The 19,989-nt window shown below is 67.6% G+C and carries 20 protein-coding genes; 10 read left to right on the top strand and 10 right to left on the bottom strand.

The features are described from left to right. Positions 1-132 precede the first annotated feature (132 nt). On the top strand, positions 133-804 hold the full coding sequence (locus tag HB677_RS12000; RefSeq protein ID WP_213815943.1) for a heme oxygenase (biliverdin-producing): 672 nt from the start codon (positions 133-135) through the stop codon (positions 802-804). Here HB677_RS12000 and HB677_RS12005 read toward each other — a convergent pair. Further along, positions 773-1,570: an oxygenase MpaB family protein gene (locus HB677_RS12005; RefSeq protein WP_213815944.1), complete on the bottom strand. Its 798-nt coding sequence runs from the start codon at positions 1,568-1,570 to the stop codon at positions 773-775. The genes HB677_RS12000 and HB677_RS12005 overlap by 32 nt on opposite strands. 209 nt (positions 1,571-1,779) lie before the next feature. On the opposite strand from HB677_RS12005, the gene sucC reads away from it, so the two are divergent. Further along, the gene (gene sucC, locus HB677_RS12010; RefSeq protein ID WP_213815945.1) at positions 1,780-2,949 is read left to right on the top strand and encodes an ADP-forming succinate--CoA ligase subunit beta; all 1,170 of its coding nucleotides are present in this window, start codon (positions 1,780-1,782) and stop codon (positions 2,947-2,949) included. Positions 2,950-2,966: 17 nt separating this feature from the next. Then, positions 2,967-3,854 (top strand): succinate--CoA ligase subunit alpha, encoded by an 888-nt coding sequence (gene sucD / locus HB677_RS12015; protein WP_213815946.1) that lies wholly within the window; start codon positions 2,967-2,969, stop codon positions 3,852-3,854. Positions 3,855-3,879: 25 nt separating this feature from the next. On the opposite strand, the gene HB677_RS12020 is transcribed toward sucD, so the two are convergent. From HB677_RS12020 to HB677_RS12030, 3 genes are read right to left on the bottom strand one after another with little or no spacing between them, the layout of a single operon-like run. Beyond that, positions 3,880-4,503 (bottom strand): DUF4166 domain-containing protein, encoded by a 624-nt coding sequence (locus HB677_RS12020; protein WP_213815947.1) that lies wholly within the window; start codon positions 4,501-4,503, stop codon positions 3,880-3,882. Then, positions 4,500-5,168, bottom strand: a complete 669-nt coding sequence (locus HB677_RS12025) for a DUF4166 domain-containing protein (protein WP_213815948.1) — start codon at positions 5,166-5,168, stop codon at positions 4,500-4,502. The genes HB677_RS12020 and HB677_RS12025 overlap by 4 nt, the downstream gene beginning before the upstream one ends. Continuing rightward, the gene (locus HB677_RS12030; protein ID WP_213815949.1) at positions 5,165-5,773 is read right to left on the bottom strand and encodes an SRPBCC family protein; all 609 of its coding nucleotides are present in this window, start codon (positions 5,771-5,773) and stop codon (positions 5,165-5,167) included. The genes HB677_RS12025 and HB677_RS12030 overlap by 4 nt, the downstream gene beginning before the upstream one ends. Before the next feature lie 71 nt (positions 5,774-5,844). On the opposite strand from HB677_RS12030, the gene HB677_RS12035 reads away from it, so the two are divergent. Then, positions 5,845-7,221 (top strand): DUF6350 family protein, encoded by a 1,377-nt coding sequence (locus tag HB677_RS12035; protein WP_213815950.1) that lies wholly within the window; start codon positions 5,845-5,847, stop codon positions 7,219-7,221. Positions 7,222-7,252: 31 nt separating this feature from the next. Here HB677_RS12035 and HB677_RS12040 read toward each other — a convergent pair whose 3' ends face one another. Next, on the bottom strand, positions 7,253-7,699 hold the full coding sequence (locus HB677_RS12040; RefSeq protein ID WP_213815951.1) for a cytidine deaminase: 447 nt from the start codon (positions 7,697-7,699) through the stop codon (positions 7,253-7,255). A 66-nt stretch (positions 7,700-7,765) separates the two neighbouring features. On the opposite strand from HB677_RS12040, the gene purN reads away from it, so the two are divergent. From purN to HB677_RS12065, 5 genes are all read left to right on the top strand, one after another. Next, positions 7,766-8,359, top strand: a complete 594-nt coding sequence (purN, locus tag HB677_RS12045) for a phosphoribosylglycinamide formyltransferase (protein ID WP_213815952.1) — start codon at positions 7,766-7,768, stop codon at positions 8,357-8,359. Next, complete coding sequence (gene purH, locus HB677_RS12050) at positions 8,356-9,978, top strand: bifunctional phosphoribosylaminoimidazolecarboxamide formyltransferase/IMP cyclohydrolase (protein ID WP_213815953.1); 1,623 nt, start codon at positions 8,356-8,358, stop codon at positions 9,976-9,978. Before purN ends, purH begins: the two co-directional genes overlap by 4 nt. A gap of 42 nt (positions 9,979-10,020) precedes the next feature. Then, positions 10,021-11,256 (top strand): dimethylargininase, encoded by a 1,236-nt coding sequence (ddaH, locus tag HB677_RS18680; RefSeq protein ID WP_213815954.1) that lies wholly within the window; start codon positions 10,021-10,023, stop codon positions 11,254-11,256. Positions 11,257-11,674: 418 nt separating this feature from the next. Continuing rightward, positions 11,675-13,519 carry an ABC transporter ATP-binding protein gene (locus tag HB677_RS12060; RefSeq protein WP_213815955.1) on the top strand — a complete coding sequence of 615 codons (1,845 nt, stop codon included), beginning with the start codon at positions 11,675-11,677 and terminating at the stop codon, positions 13,517-13,519. Beyond that, a complete protein-coding gene (locus HB677_RS12065; protein WP_213815956.1) occupies positions 13,516-15,330 on the top strand; it encodes an ABC transporter ATP-binding protein in 1,815 nt (604 codons plus the stop codon). Before HB677_RS12060 ends, HB677_RS12065 begins: the two co-directional genes overlap by 4 nt. A 24-nt stretch (positions 15,331-15,354) precedes the next feature. On the opposite strand, the gene HB677_RS12070 is transcribed toward HB677_RS12065, so the two are convergent. Both HB677_RS12070 and HB677_RS12075 read right to left on the bottom strand, forming a co-directional pair. Further along, complete coding sequence (locus HB677_RS12070; RefSeq protein WP_213815957.1) at positions 15,355-16,389, bottom strand: LacI family DNA-binding transcriptional regulator; 1,035 nt, start codon at positions 16,387-16,389, stop codon at positions 15,355-15,357. Continuing rightward, positions 16,389-17,132: a creatininase family protein gene (locus HB677_RS12075; protein ID WP_213815958.1), complete on the bottom strand. Its 744-nt coding sequence runs from the start codon at positions 17,130-17,132 to the stop codon at positions 16,389-16,391. Before HB677_RS12075 ends, HB677_RS12070 begins: the two co-directional genes overlap by 1 nt. A gap of 119 nt (positions 17,133-17,251) precedes the next feature. Here HB677_RS12075 and HB677_RS12080 point away from each other — a divergent pair, with 119 nt between their 5' ends. Then, the gene (locus HB677_RS12080; protein WP_213815959.1) at positions 17,252-18,499 is read left to right on the top strand and encodes an amidohydrolase family protein; all 1,248 of its coding nucleotides are present in this window, start codon (positions 17,252-17,254) and stop codon (positions 18,497-18,499) included. Between the two features lie 24 nt (positions 18,500-18,523). On the opposite strand, the gene HB677_RS12085 is transcribed toward HB677_RS12080, so the two are convergent. The 3 genes from HB677_RS12085 to HB677_RS12095 form a co-directional block, all read right to left on the bottom strand. Beyond that, positions 18,524-18,949, bottom strand: a complete 426-nt coding sequence (locus HB677_RS12085) for a hypothetical protein (RefSeq protein WP_213815960.1) — start codon at positions 18,947-18,949, stop codon at positions 18,524-18,526. 107 nt (positions 18,950-19,056) lie between these two features. Continuing rightward, complete coding sequence (locus HB677_RS12090) at positions 19,057-19,437, bottom strand: MGMT family protein (RefSeq protein WP_213815961.1); 381 nt, start codon at positions 19,435-19,437, stop codon at positions 19,057-19,059. A 4-nt stretch (positions 19,438-19,441) separates the two neighbouring features. Further along, positions 19,442-19,894, bottom strand: coding sequence for a GNAT family N-acetyltransferase (locus HB677_RS12095; RefSeq protein ID WP_213815962.1), 453 nt, complete (start codon positions 19,892-19,894; stop codon positions 19,442-19,444). Positions 19,895-19,989 lie beyond the last annotated feature (95 nt).

Raw genomic sequence — 19,989 nt, forward strand, 5'->3', positions numbered from 1 at the left:
ACGCGGCTCTAGACTGTGAGCCACCGGGTTAGGATGACCTCAATAAGGCTTACCTTATTAAGGCTTACCTAACTTAGCCGCAACCGCGTCGATCGTGCCAGTCCGATCGGTGACCTACTCAAGGAGCACCCGATGTCCGTACCAGCTGCCCCCGCCGAGACCGCCGCCGTGACGAGCTTCGCCGCCCAGGTTCGCGAACGTTCGCAGGGTGCGCACACGCGCGCCGAGAACGCCGGCTTCATGAGTCGTCTCATGGGTGGCGAGGGAACGATCGCCGGCTACACCGCGCTGACCTCGCAGTACTACTTCATCTACGACGCCCTCGAGCGCGTGGGAGAGACCTGGCGCGACGACGCCATCGGCAGCATGTTCGTGGACGACGCCCTGCTGCGCCGCACCGCGCTCGAAGCCGACCTCGAATACTTCCTCGGTGCCGACTGGCGCGAGACCATCGTCGCGTCGGCCCCGACCCAGGCCTACGTCGAACGCCTCGAGACGATCGCTGCCCGCAGCTCCGCCGAGTTCGTCGCGCACCACTACATCCGGTACCTCGGTGACCTCTCTGGTGGGCAGATCATCCGCGTCATGGTGCAGCGTCACTACGGCATCCCGGACGAGGGCCTCAACTTCCTCAACTTCCCGCTGATCCCGAAGCCGAAGCCGTTCAAGGACGACTATCGGGCTGCCCTCGAGAACGCACCGTGGACCGCAGAGGAGCGTGCGGCACTCATCGCCGAGGTCGAGGTCGCCTATGGCCTCAACTTCGACCTGTTCACCGAGCTGGGTCGCTCGCAGGAGCAGTAGCGGGCAGCTTCTTCAGCAGGTGGTTCTTCGGCCACTGCCGCAGCGCGTTGGGCAATAGCGGGTAGATGTGGGCCGCGGCACGCATCATCCGCTCGAACCGGCGCTCTTTCGCGTCGTCCCACGCTAAGCCGAAATCGTGGCGGACGGCGGATGGCAGCAGGCCGATCGTGAGCCAGCGGGCGAGGGGCATCGCTGCCCTCAACCACACAGGGCCAACCCGCGGCCAGAGCAGCTGGCGGGCGACGCCCCGCGTCACGTCGTCCACGACGAGGCCGTCGATGGCCGCATCCCAGTACTGACGGAACGCCGCGATATCGCGCGGCCACAGCTCGCGCGGCATCTGCAGGCCGACCCCGATCTCGGCGTAGTCCTGGTAAATCGCTTCGGCGTCCGCCGGGCCGAGGGCACCGAAGATGCGCTCGTGCATCACGATGGCCGAGTCGTACAGGGTGGCGGTGACCCAGAGCTGCAGCTGCGGATCGACGGCGGTGTAGGCGGGACCGCCGGTCGCGCCACCACCCTCGGAGACGACGGGCGCGTGCGCGCGGTTGACCATGGCGGTGACGAAGCGCGCCTGCCCCTCGGTTCCCCAGAGCAGCGCGTACACATAGGTGAGGGTGTGGCGCAGCCGCCGGGTCGGGTCGGTTGCAAAACTCGAGTGCTCGGCGACGGCATGGCCAACAGCGGGGTTGCCCAGCTGCAGCAGGATCGCGCGGCCGCCGGCGCCCAACAGCACGGCCTCGGATCCCATGTCGCGTAGTCGCATGCACCGATTCTCTCGCGTGCCGCTGTGCCTGCCATGGACGGATGCCCCGGCCCGGGGCATCCACTCGCCGCCGCGTCCCAGTGTCGGGGCGGGGTCCAGCGGGAAACGGGTAGAGTTTCACGTGGTTCAGGTGTCTCGATGACGAGTTAAGTCGCTGTCGGGATGGTGTGCCGCGTCCGAGTAAGCCCGCCACGGATTGGAATTGCAGCGTGGATCTTTTCGAGTACCAGGCCAGGGACCTCTTCGAGTCCTATGGCGTACCTGTACTAGCCGGAATCACGGCCGACACCCCGGACGAGGTGAGGGCAGCCGCCGAGAAGTTGGGCGGCGTTGTCGTCGTCAAGGCCCAGGTGAAGGTCGGCGGTCGCGGAAAGGCGGGCGGCGTCAAGGTCGCCAAGACTCCGGATGAGGCGTTCGCCGCGGCGGAGTCCATCCTCGGACTCGACATCAAGGGCCACGTCGTCAAGCGCGTGATGGTCGCCGCCGGTGCCCGCATCGCCCAGGAGTTCTACTTCTCGGTGCTGCTCGACCGCTCCAACCGCACCTTCCTGTCGATGGCCAGCGTCGAGGGCGGCATGGAGATCGAGATTCTCGCCGTCGAGAAGCCCGAGGCCCTCGCCCGCCTCCAGATCGACCCGCTCGAAGGCATCGACGAGGCCAAGGCACTCGAGATCGCCCGCGCCGCCGGCTTCCCCGAGGAGCTGCTCGGCAAGATCTCGCCCGTCATCGCCCGCCTGTGGAACGTCTTCAAGGGAGAGGATGCCACGCTCGTCGAGGTCAACCCGCTGGTGCTCACCGAGACCGGCGAGATCATCGCCCTCGATGGCAAGATCACCATCGACGAGAACGCGGCGTTCCGTCACCCCAACCACCACGCACTCGAAGAGGCCGGTGACATCGACCCGCTGGAGGCGAAGGCCAAGGCCTCGAACCTCAACTACGTGAAGCTCGACGGTGAGGTCGGAATCATCGGCAATGGCGCGGGACTCGTGATGTCCACCCTCGACGTTGTCTCCTACGCGGGAGAGAAGCACGGCAACGTGCGTCCGGCGAACTTCCTCGACATCGGAGGTGGAGCGTCGGCCGAGGTCATGGCCGCGGGGCTCGACGTCATCCTCGGTGACGAGCAGGTCAAGAGCGTCTTCGTCAACGTCTTCGGTGGCATCACCGCCTGCGACGCGGTCGCCAACGGCATCGTCGGCGCCCTCGAGAAGCTTGGCGACACGGCAACGAAGCCCCTCGTGGTGCGCCTGGACGGCAACAACGTCGTCGAGGGCCGCCAGATTCTTGCCGACGCCGCTCACCCGCTGGTGACCGTTGTCGACACCATGGACGAGGCCGCCGACAAGGCAGCCGAACTCGCGTACGCAGCTCGCTAGGGAAAAGGAACAGCACAATGTCGATCTTTCTCGACGAGAACTCCGTAATCATCGTCCAGGGACTCACCGGGTCCGAGGGCACCAAGCACGCGGGCCGCATGCTCGCGTCGGGCTCGAAGATCGTCGGCGGGGTGAACCCGCGCAAGGCGGGAACGACCGTCGAGATCGAGGGCACCGAGCTGCCGATCTTCGGCACCGTTGCCGAGGCGATGAGCTCCACCGGCGCCAACGTGTCCGTCATCTTCGTTCCCCCGGCCCTCGCCAAGGGCGCGGTCCTCGAGGCGATCGACGCGGCAATCCCGCTTGCCATCGTGATCACCGAGGGCATTCCCGTGCACGACTCCGCGGAGTTCTGGGCCTACGCCATCTCCAAGGGCAACACCACCCAGATCATCGGCCCGAACTGCCCCGGCATCATCAGCCCCGGCAAGTCGAACGCGGGCATCATCCCGTCGACGATCACCGAGGCGGGACCCATCGGACTCGTCTCCAAGTCGGGCACGCTGACCTACCAGATGATGTTCGAGCTGCGTGATCTCGGATTCTCCACCGCCATCGGCATCGGCGGCGACCCCATCATCGGCACCACCCACATCGACGCCCTCAAGGCGTTCGAGGCGGACCCCGAGACCCGGGCGATCGTCATGATCGGCGAGATCGGTGGCGACGCCGAAGAGCGTGCGGCCGCATTCATCCAGGAGCACGTGACTAAGCCGGTCGTGGCCTACGTCGCGGGTTTCACCGCTCCCGAGGGAAAGACCATGGGCCACGCGGGCGCGATCGTCTCCGACGGAGCCGGCACCGCCCAGGGCAAGAAGGAGGCCCTGGAGGCCGCCGGTGTGCGCGTCGGCAAGACCCCGTCCGAGACCGCAGCGATCCTGCGTGAGGTCTACGCGGCGCTGTAACTCTCCGCACCACACGAGGGCGCGATCAACTCCGGTTGGTCGCGTCCTCGTCGGTTAACGCGTGCCGGAAGGTGAAGCTCCCGCGGTACTCGAAGATCTCGCCCAGCAGCGGATTGCGCATCCGCACGCTCACGTGCTGCGCGTCGCCGTCCCAGCATTCGGTGAGGGTGACGCGTGCCGACAGCACGGCGGGGACGGGCAGGCGCAGACGCCGGAGGTGGAGCCAGACGCCATCGGACTGCATCGCAAGCGCGCCATCCACTATCCGCACCCTCAGGCGCACCTCGAGGCCGCGCCGCCGCCCCAGGAAGTCGTGGAGCCGGCCATCGATGACGTGCATGGTGTCTTCCATGATTCGCGTTCGCCCGGCGAACTGGAACAGCCGGCGGGCGCTCAACCCGTCGCCGGGGCCGGGCACGTTGAGGACCTCGAAGGGGATTGCCGTGCCGTACTCGGGAAATAGGATGTGGCGCCAGGCGAGGTAGGTGAAGACGGGGCGCAGCCATCGGTGGCGCGATCCGGCGACCTCGTACACGCCGGTGCCCACGCCGACGGAGCCGGCCGGCGGGCGTTCGAAGTAGGAGCGCAGCTCGGGAGCGAGGGCCGCGAAGTCGTCTCCGAGAACGCGCTGGTACACCGAGTCGGTCACGTGCGGATCTCGTGTCGCACGGGCTTCAGCCGGGCGGGTGCGTCCTGGGCCGCGGTGAAGGTGCAATCGAAGGTGCCCTCGTAGCCGAACAGAAACCCGAACACCCGGTTATGCACCTCGAGGTTGATCGAATACTTTCCGAGCTCGTCGTTGTACGCCTCCCGCAGTGTCGCGCGCCCGCTGAACAGCATCGGGAAACGGAACGCAAGGGGCCCCTCGTAGAAACGCTGCTCGCCCGATCGCAGCAGCAGCGAGCCGTCGGGCTCGACCGTGAGATCGAGGTCAACGGCCAGGTGCTGGTGCGTGCCCAGGTAGTCGAGAACGACGCCGTCATGCAGCACCATGGTGGCGTCGAACCGGCTCGGGGTCGCGCGCACGCTGTACTCGCGCACGAACGTCACCGTCTCGCGGCCGAAGGGATCGCGGTACGGAAAGTTCTCGATCGTGAAGGGCACGTTCTCCCCGGTGTCCGGGATGAGAATGTTGCGCACCTTGCCGAGGTACAGGAACGGCAGGGTCCACCAGGGGCCGCGCCGCACCCGGGACATCACGCCGGTGCCCACACACGCGTAGCCAGCGTCGAGCCCCACGCCGAAGCGCTTCTGCAACTGCGGGTGGAGTCGGGCGAAGTCCTCGCCGAGTGCCCGTTCGAAGATTGAGGTCACGGGGTCTCCAGAGCGCTCAGGGTGGTCGGCGCGTCATCCATGGCGCGGCCCGAGCGCGGGGTGCGTTGGCAGCGCGCGGCGCGCGGTCGATCGGGCTTCCAGAATGCGAGGACGGATGCCACGGGCCACCGTTCCGGCTCGACGCCGGTCTCAGCCCAGATCCGCAGCCGCTCGAAACTCCACGCCGTCATCCATCCGATGAAGCGGCGCATCACCAGCCGGTCGATGGTCGAGCCCCAGCCCGGCGCATAGTCGTAGCCGGTGATGAACCGCACCCCGTCGGGCGTCGGGACGTATCGCCAGTATCCGCGGCCATCGCCCAACGGTGACAGCCGGTCCGCGGTGGTGAACCGCAACGCGGACGTGCGCGTGCCGTCGGGACGGTCGCGCTCGCCGAGGGAGGTTCCCGTGCCGGCAATCGTGTGGAGGGGTAGCCGCAGCTTGTACAAAAATCGGTATCCGCCGCTCGGCAGCGACTCCTGCGGGGTAATGCTGCTGAATCGCAGATCCCACCGCGGATGCAGCGTCGGCTCCTGGGTGAGGCGCCACACCGTGTCGAGGTCCGCGCGAATGAGCGTCTCGACGTAGATCGGGTGTGCGCGCATGGCCCCATCCTGTCATCACGGCGGCGAGGCACAGCGAGCATCAGTCATGGCGCGGGTAGGGTTCGAGCGGTATGAATCGCTCGCTCACCTCCCTGTTCGCCGCGTTCGAGGCTCTGCTGGTCGTTGCGATCGGCATCGGGATCCCGCTCGCGCCCCTCACCGTGCTCTGGGCACTGCAGTTCGGGTTCGCTCCCGACTGGACCGACTTCTGGCGTTCCTCCGTCGACATCTGGCTGATTGGCCACGGCGTCGACGTCACGTTCACCCTCGATGCCGCCACCGTGAAGTCGCTTGGACTCGACGGAGCCGGTACTCCCTTCATCGTTACCGCCGCCGCCCTCGGGATCGCCCTTCTCACCATCGTTCTGGGAGCTCGTGCCGGCCGCCGCATCGCCCAGACCGACTACCGCCTGATCGGCAACGCGGTCGCGATCGGCGTCTTCGCGCTCTGCGCCGCGGGGGTCACCCTGTCCGCCAGGGCTGCGGGGGCGTCGCCGTCGCTGCCCCAGGGGATCATCCTTCCCTCCCTCATCTTTGCGCTCGGCGTCACCATCGGTTCCCTGCGGACGCAGCGGGCCGCGACGGATGCCACGGGCAGTTCCATTCGCGACTGGATCGCCGATTGGCAACCGACGACCCGCGCCGCCGTCGCCACGGCGCTCCGGGGCGGAACCGCCGCGGCCGCGGCCGTTGTCGCCGCGGGATCGGTCATCGTCGCCGTTCTCATCTTCAGCAGTTATGCCGAAATCATCACCCTCTACGAAGGCCTGCACACCGAGGGTCTCGGGGGTTTCGCGCTGACGTTGGCGCAGCTGGCGTTCCTGCCCAACCTCGTGATCTGGGGTGTCTCGTGGCTCGTGGGTCCCGGGTTCGCGATCGGCGTCGGGTCATCCGTCAGTCCGCTCGGCACGAGCCTCGGTCCGATCCCGGCGGTACCGGTGCTCGGCGCATTGCCCCTGGGGGACTCGAGCTTCGGGTACATCGGCCTTCTCGTTCCGATCGTCGCCGCATTCGTCTGCGCAGCCCTCCTGCGGGGGCGACTGCTCGCCGTGACCGGCGGCCCCACGGGCGCTCGTGGCATGTCGCGCACGGCCCCGGCCCGGCGGCGTGTTCCTGCGGGTAGCGACAACGACCTGACGCAGCCACTCGACCTGGGCGACAACGATCTGACGCAGCCGCTGAACTTCGACGAACGGCCCACTCCAAACGCGGGCATCATTCCCCGCCTGCTGGCTACGGGCCTCGGCATGGGCGTCGTGGGTGGCGCGCTGCTCGGGCTTCTCGCCTGGGCATCCTCCGGCGCTGCCGGCCCCGGCCGCCTGCACCAGGTGGGACCCGACCCCCTCGTGGTCGGCCTGTGGGCAGCGCTCGAAATCGGCGTCGCCGCGGTGCTTGGTCTGCTCGCTGCCGGCCACCTGCCCTCCCGCGAACGCGCTCCCCGGTCGTAACCACCCTCCGGCTGTGCCGCGTCAGGGCTGCTTAGCCGGCATGCTGCTGGATCGACGGCCAGATGCCGCCCTCGGCGAATACTGTCGCCCAGTAGAACGGATTCAGCTCGACCAGTGACCGGCTTGACCATCCCTCAGGCTGGTCAGGGTCGCTGACCCCCACGCGAACATCCGGTCCCCACAGCGCGAGCCTTTCCTGGCATGCGCCACACGGGGCGAGAACTGTGACGCCTTCCCGCCCGTCTTCGCGGCTCACGCAGATGGACGCGATGATGCGTCGTCCCGCGGTGTAGGCCTCGCAGATCGGCCCGGTCTCCGCGCACAGGCTCATGGCGGCGTTGAAGTTATCGAGAGCGATCCCGGTGAGAATCGACCCATCGTCCAGACGAACGGCGGCGGCGACTGCCTCCTGTGCATCCGGCCACCGACGGCGCATCTGGTCAACAGCGTGATCGAACAGTTCCTGGTCAGCGTCCATGGCACGAGTCTTTCAGAGTTCGCCGACGCCGCCCGATACCAAAGCGCCGCCCGATATGCTTGGCCAGTGCTTTCGCTGGTTGTGCTCATATCAGGGGGCGGCTCTAACCTCCGCGCGCTCCTCGAAGCGTCGCAGGACGCCGAATTCCCTGCCCGCGTCATTGCCGTCGGCGCCGATCGCGATGCGGACGGCTTCGAACACGCCGAGGCGTTCGGCATCCCGACCTTCGCGGTCGCGCTGTCGAACTACCCGGACCGTGAGGCATGGGGCGACGCGCTCGTCGAGCAGATCCAGGTGTGGCAGCCCGACCTCGTCGTCCTCAGCGGGTTCATGAAGCTCCTGCCGCCGCGGGTCGTGGACGCCCTCGGTCCCAACCTGATCAACACCCACCCGGCATACCTGCCCGAGTTTCCGGGGGCGCACGGCGTTCGCGACGCGCTCGCCGCGGGTGTCAGCGAAACCGGGGCGAGTGTCATCCTCGTCGACAACGGCGTGGACAGCGGACCCATTCTTTCCCAGCGCCGAATTCCCGTGTTGCCGGATGACACGGAGTCGAGCCTTCACGAACGCATCAAGCCGGTCGAGCGGGAGTTGCTGATTCAGGCAGTGCTCGACATCGCCAACGGACACATCAACCTCAAGGAGCTGGCCACCACATGAGCGGACCAACACACGACCCGTCCCTGTACCGTCCCCGCGACGTCATCCAGATCCGCCGTGCGCTCGTTTCGGTGAGTGACAAGTCGGGGCTCGTCGAGCTCGCGACGGCTCTGAACGCTGCCGGTGTCGAGATCGTGTCCACCGGTTCCACGGCGAAGACGATCGCGGCGGCCGGGATCCCGGTCACCGAGGTTGCCTCCGTCACCGGCTACCCCGAGTCGCTCGACGGACGCGTGCGCACCCTGCATCCCGCCATCCACTCAGGTCTTCTCGCCGATCTTCGCCTCGAGTCGCACGAGCGCGAGCTCGCCGAGCAGGGCATCGAGCCATTCGAGCTCGTCGTCTCCAACCTGTACCCGTTCGTGGAGACCATCGCCGCCGGCGTTACGGGCGATGCCGCCGTCGAGCAGATCGACATCGGGGGCCCCGCCATGGTGCGTGCCTCCGCCAAGAACCACGCAAACGTCGCGATTGTCACCTCGCCGGCCAGCTACCCGCAGGTGCTCAAGTCGCTGTCCATCGGGGGAACCACCCTGTCGCAGCGCCGTCGCCTCGCCGCCGAGGCCTTCGCGCACACCGCCGCGTACGACACCGCCGTCGCCGCCTGGTTTGCCACGGAGGTCGCCGAGCACTCGCCCGCGTTCGCGCAGGTCGTGAAAGCGGATGACGCGCCGGCCGAGTCCATCGCAATCGAGGCGACTCTCAAGCAGGTGCTCCGTTACGGCGAGAACAGCCACCAGTCGGCCGCCCTGTATGTGCGTGCCGATGGCCGGGGGATCGCCCAGGCCGTGCAGCTGCACGGCAAGGAGATGTCGTACAACAACTTCGTCGACGCCGATGCAGCAGTGCGCGCCGCCTACGACTTCGCCCAGCCCGCTGTCGCGATCATCAAGCACGCAAACCCCTGCGGTATCGCCGTCGCCAGCGGTGACGGGGACCCGATCGCCAGCGCCCACCGCCGCGCCCACGAGTGCGACCCGGTGTCGGCGTTCGGTGGCGTCATCGCCGCCAACCGCCCGATCACCCTCGAGGCAGCGCAGTCGATCAAGGACATCTTCACCGAGGTCGTCGTCGCTCCCGGATTCGAGCCCGAGGCCCTCGAGGTTCTGCAGGCCAAGAAGAACATCCGCCTGTTGCAGCTTCCGCAGAACTTCCTGCGCGAGAACACCGAGATCAAGCAGATCTCGGGAGGCGAGCTGGTGCAGACCGCCGACGCGCAGTTCGCCCCGTTCGACCAGTGGACACTCGTTGCCGGAGACGCGGTCGACGCCGGCACGCAGGCCGACCTCGAGTTCGCCTGGACCGCCGTGCGCGCGGTCAAGTCCAACGCCATCCTGCTGGCCCACGAGGGTGCGTCCGTGGGGGTCGGCATGGGCCAGGTCAACCGCGTGGACTCCTGCCACCTCGCCGTCGATCGTGCCGGTGACCGCGCAAGGAGCAGCGTCGCCGCATCGGATGCCTTCTTCCCCTTCGCCGACGGACTCGAAGTGCTGCTCGAAGCCGGCGTTCGCGCCGTCGTGCAGCCGGGTGGATCCATCCGTGACGACGAAGTGATCGCCGCGGCCAACGCCGCCGGCGTCACGATGTACTTCACCGGGGAGCGCCACTTCTTCCACTAGGTCGCAGGTGGTTCATAGAAACCCCCCAGTAGGGTTCGAGACATGACTACACGAGTTCCCATGCTGCGCCGTCTGACTGCCGCCCTGGTATCCGCGTTCGCGGTCGCCGCGGCGACGTACCTGACGACGATCATCATCTTCGTGCCGCTGAGCATCGCGACGCAGTCGACGCTGTCCGCGTTCAGCGATTACTTCCTGCCGACGGCGCTCGTGTTCTTCATCCTGAGCGCGATCGCCGCGGCGGTCTCGGTCTACTGGCGCTGGTGGACGGCGCTGGTGGGCGCGATCATCGTCACGGTGCTTGCCATCCTGGTCGGCAGTACCTACACCTTCGTCACCGCCGGCAACGCGTTCAGCGGCGAAGTGGTGAAGGCCGTATTCGGCACGCTCATCGCCGAGAACTTCGTCTTCGGGATACTGGGCGTTGTCGCCACCATCACCCTCGGTCGTTACGTGTACCGCCGCGTCATCGCCGTTCCTGGCGCTCCGGTCGTCACGGGTCGCACGCCCAAAATCCAGCCCGTCGCCTTCGTACGCTCGCCCGCATCCACCCTCGCCGACGGCGAACTGACGCACCTGGACCGGGTGCCGGTGGACGTGGAACTCGCCGATGCGCAGTGGGAGAAGTACGTATCGGTGCTGGAGGGCGAAGGCTTCCGCATCATCGAGGTCGAAGCGGCGGACAGCCATCCCGACTCCGTCTTTATTGAGGACACCGTCGTGATCCTTGGACGCACCGCCGTCATCACGAGCCCCGGCGCCGAGTCGCGTCGCGGGGAGCCGGCCGCGGTCGAGACCGACGTGGCGCGTCACGGCCTCGCCGTTGCCCGGATCTCGCTTCCCGGAACCCTCGACGGAGGCGACGTGCTCAAGGTCGGCACCACCGTCTACGTCGGTCGGGGCGGCCGCACCAACGCGGAGGGTATCCGCCAGTTCCGCGCCATCGCCGGGCCCCTTGGCTTCACCGTCGTCGCGGTACCGGTGAGCCGCGTGCTGCACCTCAAGAGCGCCGTCACCGCGCTGCCCGACGGCACGGTCATCGGTCACGCGCCGTTGGTCGAACACCCCGCGCTGTTCGAGCGCTTCCTCGCGGTGCCCGAGGAGTCCGGTGCCGCCGTCGTAGTGCTGTCGGATGACGCGGTGTTGATGTCTGCGTCCGCCCCGCTCACTGCCGTGCTGTTCGAGGACCTCGGGTACCGCGTCGTCACGGTGGACATCAGCGAATTCGAAAAGCTCGAGGGCTGCGTCACCTGCCTGTCGGTCCGCGTCCGCGGCTAACCGGTCACCGCCGGCCCCGTACTCCGGCGCAGTTTGAGAAAACGTTTGCCTTCGGGTCTTTCGCTGCCCTATTCTGGAAGGCTGCCCGGGCGGTCGAGATCTATCCGATGTCGACGTGGTCCGGACGGCGAGACACATCCGTCGCAGACCAGGAGGACGTCATGACAACGACGAAGACAGCTAACGCGATCCGCCCATTCCGTGGGTTTGGCGCCGCCCGCGCCGCCGCGTTTACTGCCCTCCTTCCGCTGCGGTAGCACCATCACCGACTTCGCCGGATAACGGCTGATACAACCCGGGTCTCGGGCGTGGGAACTTACGCGCCCATCTCCGATCGCGATTTTCTCGCGGTCACACTCTCACCACACTCTTCGCCCACCTCGCACCGGGCGCGCACCACAATTCAGGGGCTTTACTTATGTCGTCGTCACCTCCCACTCCGGGAATTCCACCCACCGAGCCATCCGCTTCTCCCGAGGCGGAGCCGAAACGCCAGGGCACCTTCCGCGCCCTCGCGCGTCTGTACCCGTACGCCAAACCAGCGCTGCCCCGCATCTACCTGGGCATGGTCTCGGCGCTCATCGCCGGTGTCGTCGCGCTGCTGATCCCACAGGTGCTGCGCCAGCTGGTGGATGGCCCGCTGCAGACGGGTGACTCCGCGCAGATCTGGCCGGCATTCTTCGTGGTGCTGGGGCTCGGCGTGCTCGAGGCGATCATGATCGCCCTGCGCCGCTGGTTCGTGCTCGCGCCCGGTACCCACATCGAAGCGCGCATGCGCAACGGTTTGTACGCCCAGCTGCAAGACCTGCCGGTGAGCTTCCACGACCGCTGGCCCTCCGGTCAGCTGCTGTCGCGCGCCGTCAGCGACCTCAACCTGATCCGCCGCTGGATCTCGTTCGGTCTCGTACTGCTCGTCGTCAACATCGTCACGATCTTCGTCGGGTTCGTCTTCCTCGTGAACATCTCGTGGGAGCTCGGCGTGCTGTTCATGGTCTGCTCGATCCCGCTGTGGATCTACGGCTACCTCTTCGAGAGCAAGTACTCGGTCGTCGCCCGCCGCAGCCAGGACCAGGCCGGCGACCTCGCGACCACGGTCGAGGAGTCGGTACACGGAATCCGGGTGCTCAAGGCGTTCGGCCGCGGCAAGTACGCGCTGGAGAACTTCGCAGTGCAGGCGGAAGACCTGCGCGGCACCGAGATCGAGAAGGCCAAGGCAATCGCCGGCATCTGGCTCTGGCTCGTATTGGTTCCGGATGTCACGTTCGCGCTGTCCCTTCTCGGTGGCGTGTGGCTCGCAGCACAGGGGCAGATCACCGCGGGCGAGCTCGTCGCGTTTTTCGCCACGGCTACCGTGCTGCGCTTCCCTGTGGAATCGATCGGCTTCCTGCTGTCGATGACCTACGACGCCCGCACGGCGGTCGACCGTTTCTTCGAAGTTCTCGACACCGAAAACACGATCAAGGACCCCGAGCGCCCGAAGACCATCACCGATCCGAAGGGCAAGCTCGTCTTTGACGACGTGCACTTCCGCTACCAGGACGCAGCGCTCACCAACCCCGACCTCGTCGATGGTGTCGAACTGACCCTGGAGCCGGGCGAGACCATGGCGCTGGTCGGGCTCACCGGCTCGGGTAAGTCGACGCTCACCGCGCTGACGACCCGCATGTACGACGTGACCGGCGGGGCCATCACCCTCGATGGCATCGACATCCGCGATCTCACCCGCGTCGAACTGCGCGCACACATCGCGATGGCCTTCGAAGACGCGATCCTCTTCTCGGCCACCGTGCGCGAGAACGTGCTGCTCGGACGCCCCGAGGCCACCGAGGCCGACCTGGCCGAGGCGCTCGAGATCGCCCAGGCCGCGTTCGTGTACGACCTGCCCATGGGACTGGATACCAAGATAGGTGAAGAGGGGCTGAGCCTCTCCGGTGGTCAGCGTCAGCGTCTGGCGCTGGCGCGGGCGGTCGCGGCCAAGCCGTCGGTGTTGGTTCTGGATGACCCGCTGTCGGCGCTCGACGTCGACACCGAGTCACTGGTGACCGAGGCGCTGCGCCGATCGCTCTCCACCACCACGGCTCTCATCGTGGCGCACCGCCCGTCCACGGTCATGCTGGCGGATCGGGTAGCCCTCATGGAAAACGGCCGCATCACTGCGGTCGGCACCCACTCCGGACTCCTCGAGTCCAACGATCACTACCGGTTCGTGATTTCGAGCCTCGAAGACGAACTGAAGCGCGAAAGAACGGAGGCCGCACGATGAGCAACGTCAGTGTGTCCGGTGTTGAGGGTGAAGAGCGCGACGACTTCACCACGGGGGAGAGCAAGCAGATTCGTGCGCGATCGCTGAAGCTCCTATCATCCCTCGTCCGTCCCCTGAAGGGCAAGATCGCACTGACCCTCGTGGTCGTCGTGATCAGCACCCTCGCGCAGGTCGCGGGACCGGCGCTGATCGCGATCGGTATCGACCGCGGGCTGCCCGCCCTGCTCAAGCTGGACTGGATGCCGCTGTCGCTGACGGTGGTCGCCTATCTCGTCACCGCGGTCGTTGGTGCCTCGCTCATCGCCTGGTACACGATCCTCACCGCGCGCATCAGCCAGGCGATCCTCATCGACCTGCGCAAGCGCGTGTTCCTGCAGACGCAGAACCTCAGCCTCGACTTTCACGAGAGCTACACCTCGGGTCGGATCATCTCCCGCCAGACGAGCGACCTCGACGCCATTCGCGAGCTGCTCGACTCCGGGCTGAACCAGCTGGTGCAGGGCGCTCTCTACATGGTGTTCATCGCTGCGGCGATGTTCTCGCTCGACTGGGTCAGCGGCGTGGTGCTGTTCATCGCGCTCGTGCCGCTGTGGTTCCTGACCCGCTGGTTCCAGCGTCGGTCGCAGAAACTGTTCCGCCAGTCGCGGGTTGCCTCCGCGCGCCTGATCGTGCAGTTCGTCGAGACCATGACGGGCATCCGCGCGGTCAAGGCGTTCCGTAAGGAGAAGCGCAACGAGGAGGAGTTCGGCGAGCTCGTCGAGGACTACCGGGATGTCAACGGCCGGGTCATCCAACTCTTCGGAATCTTCGACCCGGGACTCGTTCTCATCGGCAACGTGACCCTCGCGGTCGTGCTGCTGGTCGGCGGCCTGCGGGTCGCCGAGGGACAGGTGGCGATCGGTGCGCTGCTCGCGGTGCTGTTGTACACGCGCCAGTTCTTCGCGCCCGCGCAGGAGATGGCGATGTTCTACAACTCGTACCAGTCGGCCGCGGCCGCGCTGGAGAAAATCTCGGGCGTGCTCGAGGAGAAGCCGACGGTCGCCGACCCGACGCGTCCGATCGACCTGTGGCAGGCGAAGGGCCACGTCGTGTTCGACGACGTGACATTCGCCTACAACGAGGACCGCGTGGTGCTGCCGAGCTTCAGTCTCGACATGCCCGCCGGTCAGACGATCGCGCTTGTCGGATCGACCGGTGCGGGAAAGTCCACGCTGGCCAAGCTGATGTCGCGGTTCTACGACCCGACGATCGGAACCGTCTCGCTCGACGACGTCGACCTGCGCCGCCTTCATCCGAAGGACCTGCGGCGCGCGATCGTGATGGTGACGCAGGAGGCCTACCTGTTCTCGGGCACGGTTGCCGACAACATCGCCCTCGGCAAGCCCGACGCCACCCGTGAGGAGATCGTGCGGGCGGCCAAGGCGGTGGGTGCGCACGACTTCATCCAGACGTTGCCCGGTGGCTACGACACGGACGTGAACAAGCGCGGCGGCCGGGTGTCTGCCGGCCAGCGCCAGTTGCTCTCGTTCGCGCGGGCGTTCCTGGCCGACCCCGTTGTGCTGATTCTCGACGAGGCGACGGCGTCTCTGGACATCCCGAGCGAGCGTCTGGTGCAGGAGGGACTGCAAACCCTGCTGTCCGACCGCACCGCGATCATCATCGCGCACCGCCTGTCGACGGTCGCGATCGCCGACCGCGTGCTGGTGATGGAGCACGGAAAGATCGTCGAGGACGGAACCCCCGGTGACCTCATCGCCGGTACCGGCCGCTTCGCGCAACTGCACGCAGCCTGGCGCGAGTCGCTGGTCTAGGTTCGCGGATGACCCGGGCGTGCGTCACGCCCGGGTCGAGGCGCCCACGATCAGCTGTGGGGCAAGGCTGACGCGCCGGGTGACCCCGTCGCGGTCGGACGCGCGCGCGTCCATCAGCAGCCGCACTGCTTCGCGGCCCATGGCCGACCACGGGTGGCGCAGCGTCGTGATGGCGACGTCGTCCTCGGCGAGGGAGACGTCGAGCAGGCTCGCCACCTGCACGTCCTCCGGCACCCGCACGCCGCGCATGCGCAGCACGGCAATGGCTCCGGCTGCCACGTCATCGTTGGCGCAGACGAGGGTGTCCCAGTCGCGGGTCGACGGAGCGGATCCCGCGCCGTCGGTCCAGACGGCCAGCAGTAGTTCGGCGGCGTCGATTCCGCCTTGCAGGGTTGCCCGCACCGGGTCGGCGATGCGCACGCGGATGCCCGAGTGCTCGCCGGCGAGACGCAGCGCATCCAGTCGCCGGGCGTCGGCCGGGATGATCGGGTCGAGTCCCACCGCCACGATCGACGTTGCCCGTGTGGTGGCGAGGTGCGCGACCAGCAGGGCGGTGGCGCGGCTCTCGTCGAGACCGACCGAGTCCGTGGCATCCGGATCCACAAAGCGACCCACCTGCACGACCGGCGTGCTGCCGGCCAACGCGATGGACTCGCGGCTCGCCTCCTCCGACGGAGGGCACAGGATGATGCCGTCGACCCGGCGCGCCAGCAGTGACTCGATGTTGTCGCGGTCGTGGCGCGCGTCCGGCGCCGAGTAGCGCAGCACGAGTGAGACGCCCTCGCGCTCGAGTCCCGCGCTCGCTGACTCGATCAGCGCGGAGAGGAACGCGGTCGAGTAGCGCGGCAGCACGAACCCGACGGTCTCGGTGCGCTGGCTGCGCAGCGCGCTCGCGACCGCGTTGTGGCGGTATCGCAGCGCGCGGCTCGCCTCCTGCACGCGTTTTTCGCGCTCGCTCGACACCTGCCGGCTTCCCGACAACACGCGGGAGGCCGTCGCGACCGATACCCCGGCGTGCCGGGCGACGTCCGCGAGGGTCGGGGCTGGCGCGTCGCTCACTACGCTCGTCCGAGCGCGGCGATGAAGTCGACGAGGACGGCGGCGGATGCCTCGACCGTCGCGTCCAGGATTGCCTGGCCCTTCTCGGCCGTCGCGGTGGTCGGGTCGCCGAACACACCGCTCTTCGAGAAGGTGTGCAGTTGCATGGGGCGCGTTCCGTAGTCGCTGGGGAAGCTGGGGTAGCTCGCAGCGTACCGCTCGCGCCGCACGTCGTCGGGGGAGATGGCGAGCATGATCGAGGTCTCGATCTCCTCGGCGTGGTTGAGGCCCGGAGCGGCCGGCGCACTCTCGCGCACCGCGGTGATCGCCTCGTCCATCCCGGGATAGTCGAGGGCGATTGCCGGGATGATGCCCTCATCGTTGAGTATGCGCATTGCGGCATACAGGGGCATGCGGTTACCCCAGTCGCCGTTGACGACGACGAAGCCGCGGGCTCCCGAGGCCGCGACGGAGCGGCCGATGTCGACGGTGAGGGCGGTGACCGTGGCCGGGGAGATCGAGATCGTGCCGGGGTAGCCGGCGTTGTTCCAGGTGTCGCCGTAGTGGATAGGAGGAAGCAGCAGCGCGTCGAGCCGGTCGGCCAGCGCGCGGGCGACGTGGGCCGCGGTCGCGGTGTCCGTGCCGAGGGGCAGCTGGGGCCCGTGCTGTTCGAGGGCACCGAACGGCAGGATGGCGAGCCCGGTCGACTCGCGCAGGTGCTCGGCCACATCTGTCCAGGGGGTGTGGAAGGCGTCAATACTCACGGTGTGTACTCCTGAATGCTGCGATTACCGGCAATGTCACCAGACTCCCACGAATTACCGCCAGAATGTAATCGATTACATTTGCCGCGTCCCGCGGCCCCGAACGTACCGAGGTCCCCGTGCACTCCGAACCCGCCACTTCCCTCCGCAACGTCGACCTCTGGGACGGGTCGTCCGCCCGCGGCCTCTCCACCCTCCGGTGGTCATTCACCGGCACCGACGCGGTCGTCGAGTCGGTCGAGCCGGCGACAAGCGGATCAGCGGATGCCTCGGGCGACGCTGCCGCCCCCACCTACTCGGTCATCCCGGGGCTGATCGACACCCACGTGCACCTCGTCGGGTACGCCGGTTCCGGGCAGAAGCCCGACTTTCTCACCTGGCCCCTCGTCACCCGTCCCGAGGAACAGGCGCTGCACGGGCTGTCGAACGCGCGCAAGGGTCTGCTCGGCGGAGTGACGACCATGCGCGACCTGTCCGCGGACGAGATCCAGTTCTCGCTGCGCCGCGCCATCGACGCCGGCATTGTCGACGGCCCCCGGCTGCAGGCGCACGGCATGGTCAGCATGACCGCCGGCCACGGCGACATGTTCATTCCCGCCGCGTTCGAGCACCGCAAGCCCACGGCCGACGGAGTGGACGAGTGCCGCAAGCTCGTGCGCCACTGGGCACGGGCCGGCGCCGACGGTGTCAAGATCGCCACCAGCGGCGGAGTTCTCTCCGAGGGCGACAAGGCGTCATGGCGCAATCACACGCCCGAGGAGATCGCCGCCATCGTCGATGAGGCTCACGCCCTCGGCATGCGGGTCGCCGCCCACGCGCACACCGCCGCGGGTATCGACGTTGCCCTGGAGGCAGGCGTCGACTCCATCGAGCACGCGACGCTCATCACCACCGCGCAGGCGACGGCGGCCGCGAAGGCCGGCATCACCCTCGCCCCCACCATCCTCATTAACGATGCGATCGCGGCCGGTCTCGCCGGGGTGTCCGCCGAGCAGTCCGAGAAGGCGAAGGAGCTCGTGGTGAAGCGGGACGCACTCATGCGTGCCGCGGCCGACGTCGGAGCCGACTTCGTGCTGGGCACCGACGCCAACGGTCACCACGTTGCCTTCGGCGACCAGATGACCGAGATCCGGCGCATGGCCGCCGTCTTCGGCTGGACCGCGGAGCGCACCCTTCAGTCCGCCACCTCGCGCGCCTCGGCGGCGATCGGCCGGGAGAAGAACCTCGGTTCCCTCGCGCCGGGCTACCTTGCCGACTTCCTCGTCGTGCGCGGCCGCCCGTGGGACGACATCGCCGACCTCGCCGTGGAAAACATCGTGGCGGTCGTTTCCCGCGGTCGCGTCGTCGCGGGCACCCTCCCGCAGTAACGGGTTGGCCGAAGGAACTGCGCCCTACGCTCCCGGGGTGTCGTCGTGCCACGCAAAGGTGGTTCCGGACGTCTGGAATGCCTGCCACCCCGCACCGCACTGGGCACCGTTCTTCGGGGTGATCTCCGGCCACCACGACGCGACGATCCCCGGGGTTCCCTGCAACGGACCCCGGGCGCAGCTCGCCGCGTCCAGCGGCGTCGGGCTCGCGTACCGCAGCAGCTCGCCCTTGCCGTCGAGCGATACCCGGATCCGCAGGTGCACGGCGTCGGCTGGCACAAACGCGGGCATCACCAGCAGCGCGGTCGGGCTTGCCGCCGCCTGCGCCCGGGTGTCGAAGACCTGCTCCTTCTCGCGCGACGAGAGCAGGTTCGTGAAGGCGCATCCCGAGAGCAACGACACGACGAGCAGGAGGACGGGGACGGCGACGAGCGCACGCGGATGGGGCATGCATCCAGCCAACCGTCCGGCGTACGGTGCGTCGTCACCCAAACGGATGAAACCGTGTCACCTCCGCGGATGACTCTCGTGCCCGCGCCGTCGGGATGACCTGGGGCTCACGCCTGCGGTTCGTCGGTGCCATTCGGGTCGAAGCGGGCTGCCGCGAGGTCCACCCGAAACACTCCGGACGCGGACCACTTGAGCGGGGTCGATTCCGCCCGGTAGTACTCCAGCGCGCGTGGCTCGTGGTTCACCGCGGGGTGCCCGCTGGAGCGCACGACCCGCCACCACGGGACATCCGCCCCGTAATACGCCATGGTCTGCCCGACAGCGCGCGCGGCCCGCGAGCCGAACGCCGCCGCGACGTCGCCGTAGGTCATGACCCGACCGGGCGGGATCGTGCCGACAACGTCGAGCACGCGCGACACGAAGTCGTCGCCGAGACTGGGCGCGCCGGGCGCGAGCGCTGCGCCGGGATCGTGAGGGGTGGATGCCACGGGGCTAGAGCTTCAGTGCGCCGAGGTTTTCGCCGTACTGCGTCTGACCGATGATGGTGAACCCGAGGTGCAGGAAGAACGACTCGGGGCCGTCCTCGCCCGGTTCCCAGATGACGGTGAGCTGTTCGAAGCCGCGATTGCGGGCCTCGTCGGCCAGGCCCATCACGGCGAACTTGCCAACGCCGCGGCCCTGCGCATCTGCGGACACGTTGATGCGCCAGATGCAGCTGCGGAATTCCTCGTGCTCGGCATCCGGATCGAAGTTGCCACGGATGAATCCGACGACCTCGTCGTCATCGAGCACCACGCGCGACCAGGTCGTGCCGGGGTCGATGACCGCATCCGCGATCGAGTACGAGACGGGGGTCACAAATTGCTCCTGCCCCGGACGGAGCGTGAGACTGTTCGCGGCAACGATTGTCTTTGCCGACAGTTCTTCGAGTCTTAGCTCAGCCATGCCACACAGGTTAACGCCCGAAGCCTGACAGAAGGTAGAGATATCTCGACATCGAGATACTTCGCCCACCGAGTAAGCTGACTTCGGGCCCGTCC

Source organism: Glaciihabitans sp. dw_435 (assembly GCF_018449675.1).
Lineage (GTDB): Bacteria > Actinomycetota > Actinomycetes > Actinomycetales > Microbacteriaceae > Glaciihabitans.

What these genes read in the sequence shown, in the direction of transcription:
- HB677_RS12000 (WP_213815943.1), top strand. Translation starts at nt 133, where the DNA reads ATGTCCGTACCAGCTGCCCCCGCCGAGACCGCCGCCGTGACGAGCTTC.
- HB677_RS12005 (WP_213815944.1), bottom strand. Translation starts at nt 1,570, where the DNA reads ATGCGACTACGCGACATGGGATCCGAGGCCGTGCTGTTGGGCGCCGGC.
- sucD (WP_213815946.1), top strand. Translation starts at nt 2,967, where the DNA reads ATGTCGATCTTTCTCGACGAGAACTCCGTAATCATCGTCCAGGGACTC.
- HB677_RS12030 (WP_213815949.1), bottom strand. Translation starts at nt 5,773, where the DNA reads ATGCGCGCACACCCGATCTACGTCGAGACGCTCATTCGCGCGGACCTC.
- HB677_RS12035 (WP_213815950.1), top strand. Translation starts at nt 5,845, where the DNA reads ATGAATCGCTCGCTCACCTCCCTGTTCGCCGCGTTCGAGGCTCTGCTG.
- HB677_RS12040 (WP_213815951.1), bottom strand. Translation starts at nt 7,699, where the DNA reads ATGGACGCTGACCAGGAACTGTTCGATCACGCTGTTGACCAGATGCGC.
- purH (WP_213815953.1), top strand. Translation starts at nt 8,356, where the DNA reads ATGAGCGGACCAACACACGACCCGTCCCTGTACCGTCCCCGCGACGTC.
- ddaH (WP_213815954.1), top strand. Translation starts at nt 10,021, where the DNA reads ATGACTACACGAGTTCCCATGCTGCGCCGTCTGACTGCCGCCCTGGTA.
- HB677_RS12060 (WP_213815955.1), top strand. Translation starts at nt 11,675, where the DNA reads ATGTCGTCGTCACCTCCCACTCCGGGAATTCCACCCACCGAGCCATCC.
- HB677_RS12065 (WP_213815956.1), top strand. Translation starts at nt 13,516, where the DNA reads ATGAGCAACGTCAGTGTGTCCGGTGTTGAGGGTGAAGAGCGCGACGAC.
- HB677_RS12085 (WP_213815960.1), bottom strand. Translation starts at nt 18,949, where the DNA reads ATGCCCCATCCGCGTGCGCTCGTCGCCGTCCCCGTCCTCCTGCTCGTC.
- HB677_RS12095 (WP_213815962.1), bottom strand. Translation starts at nt 19,894, where the DNA reads ATGGCTGAGCTAAGACTCGAAGAACTGTCGGCAAAGACAATCGTTGCC.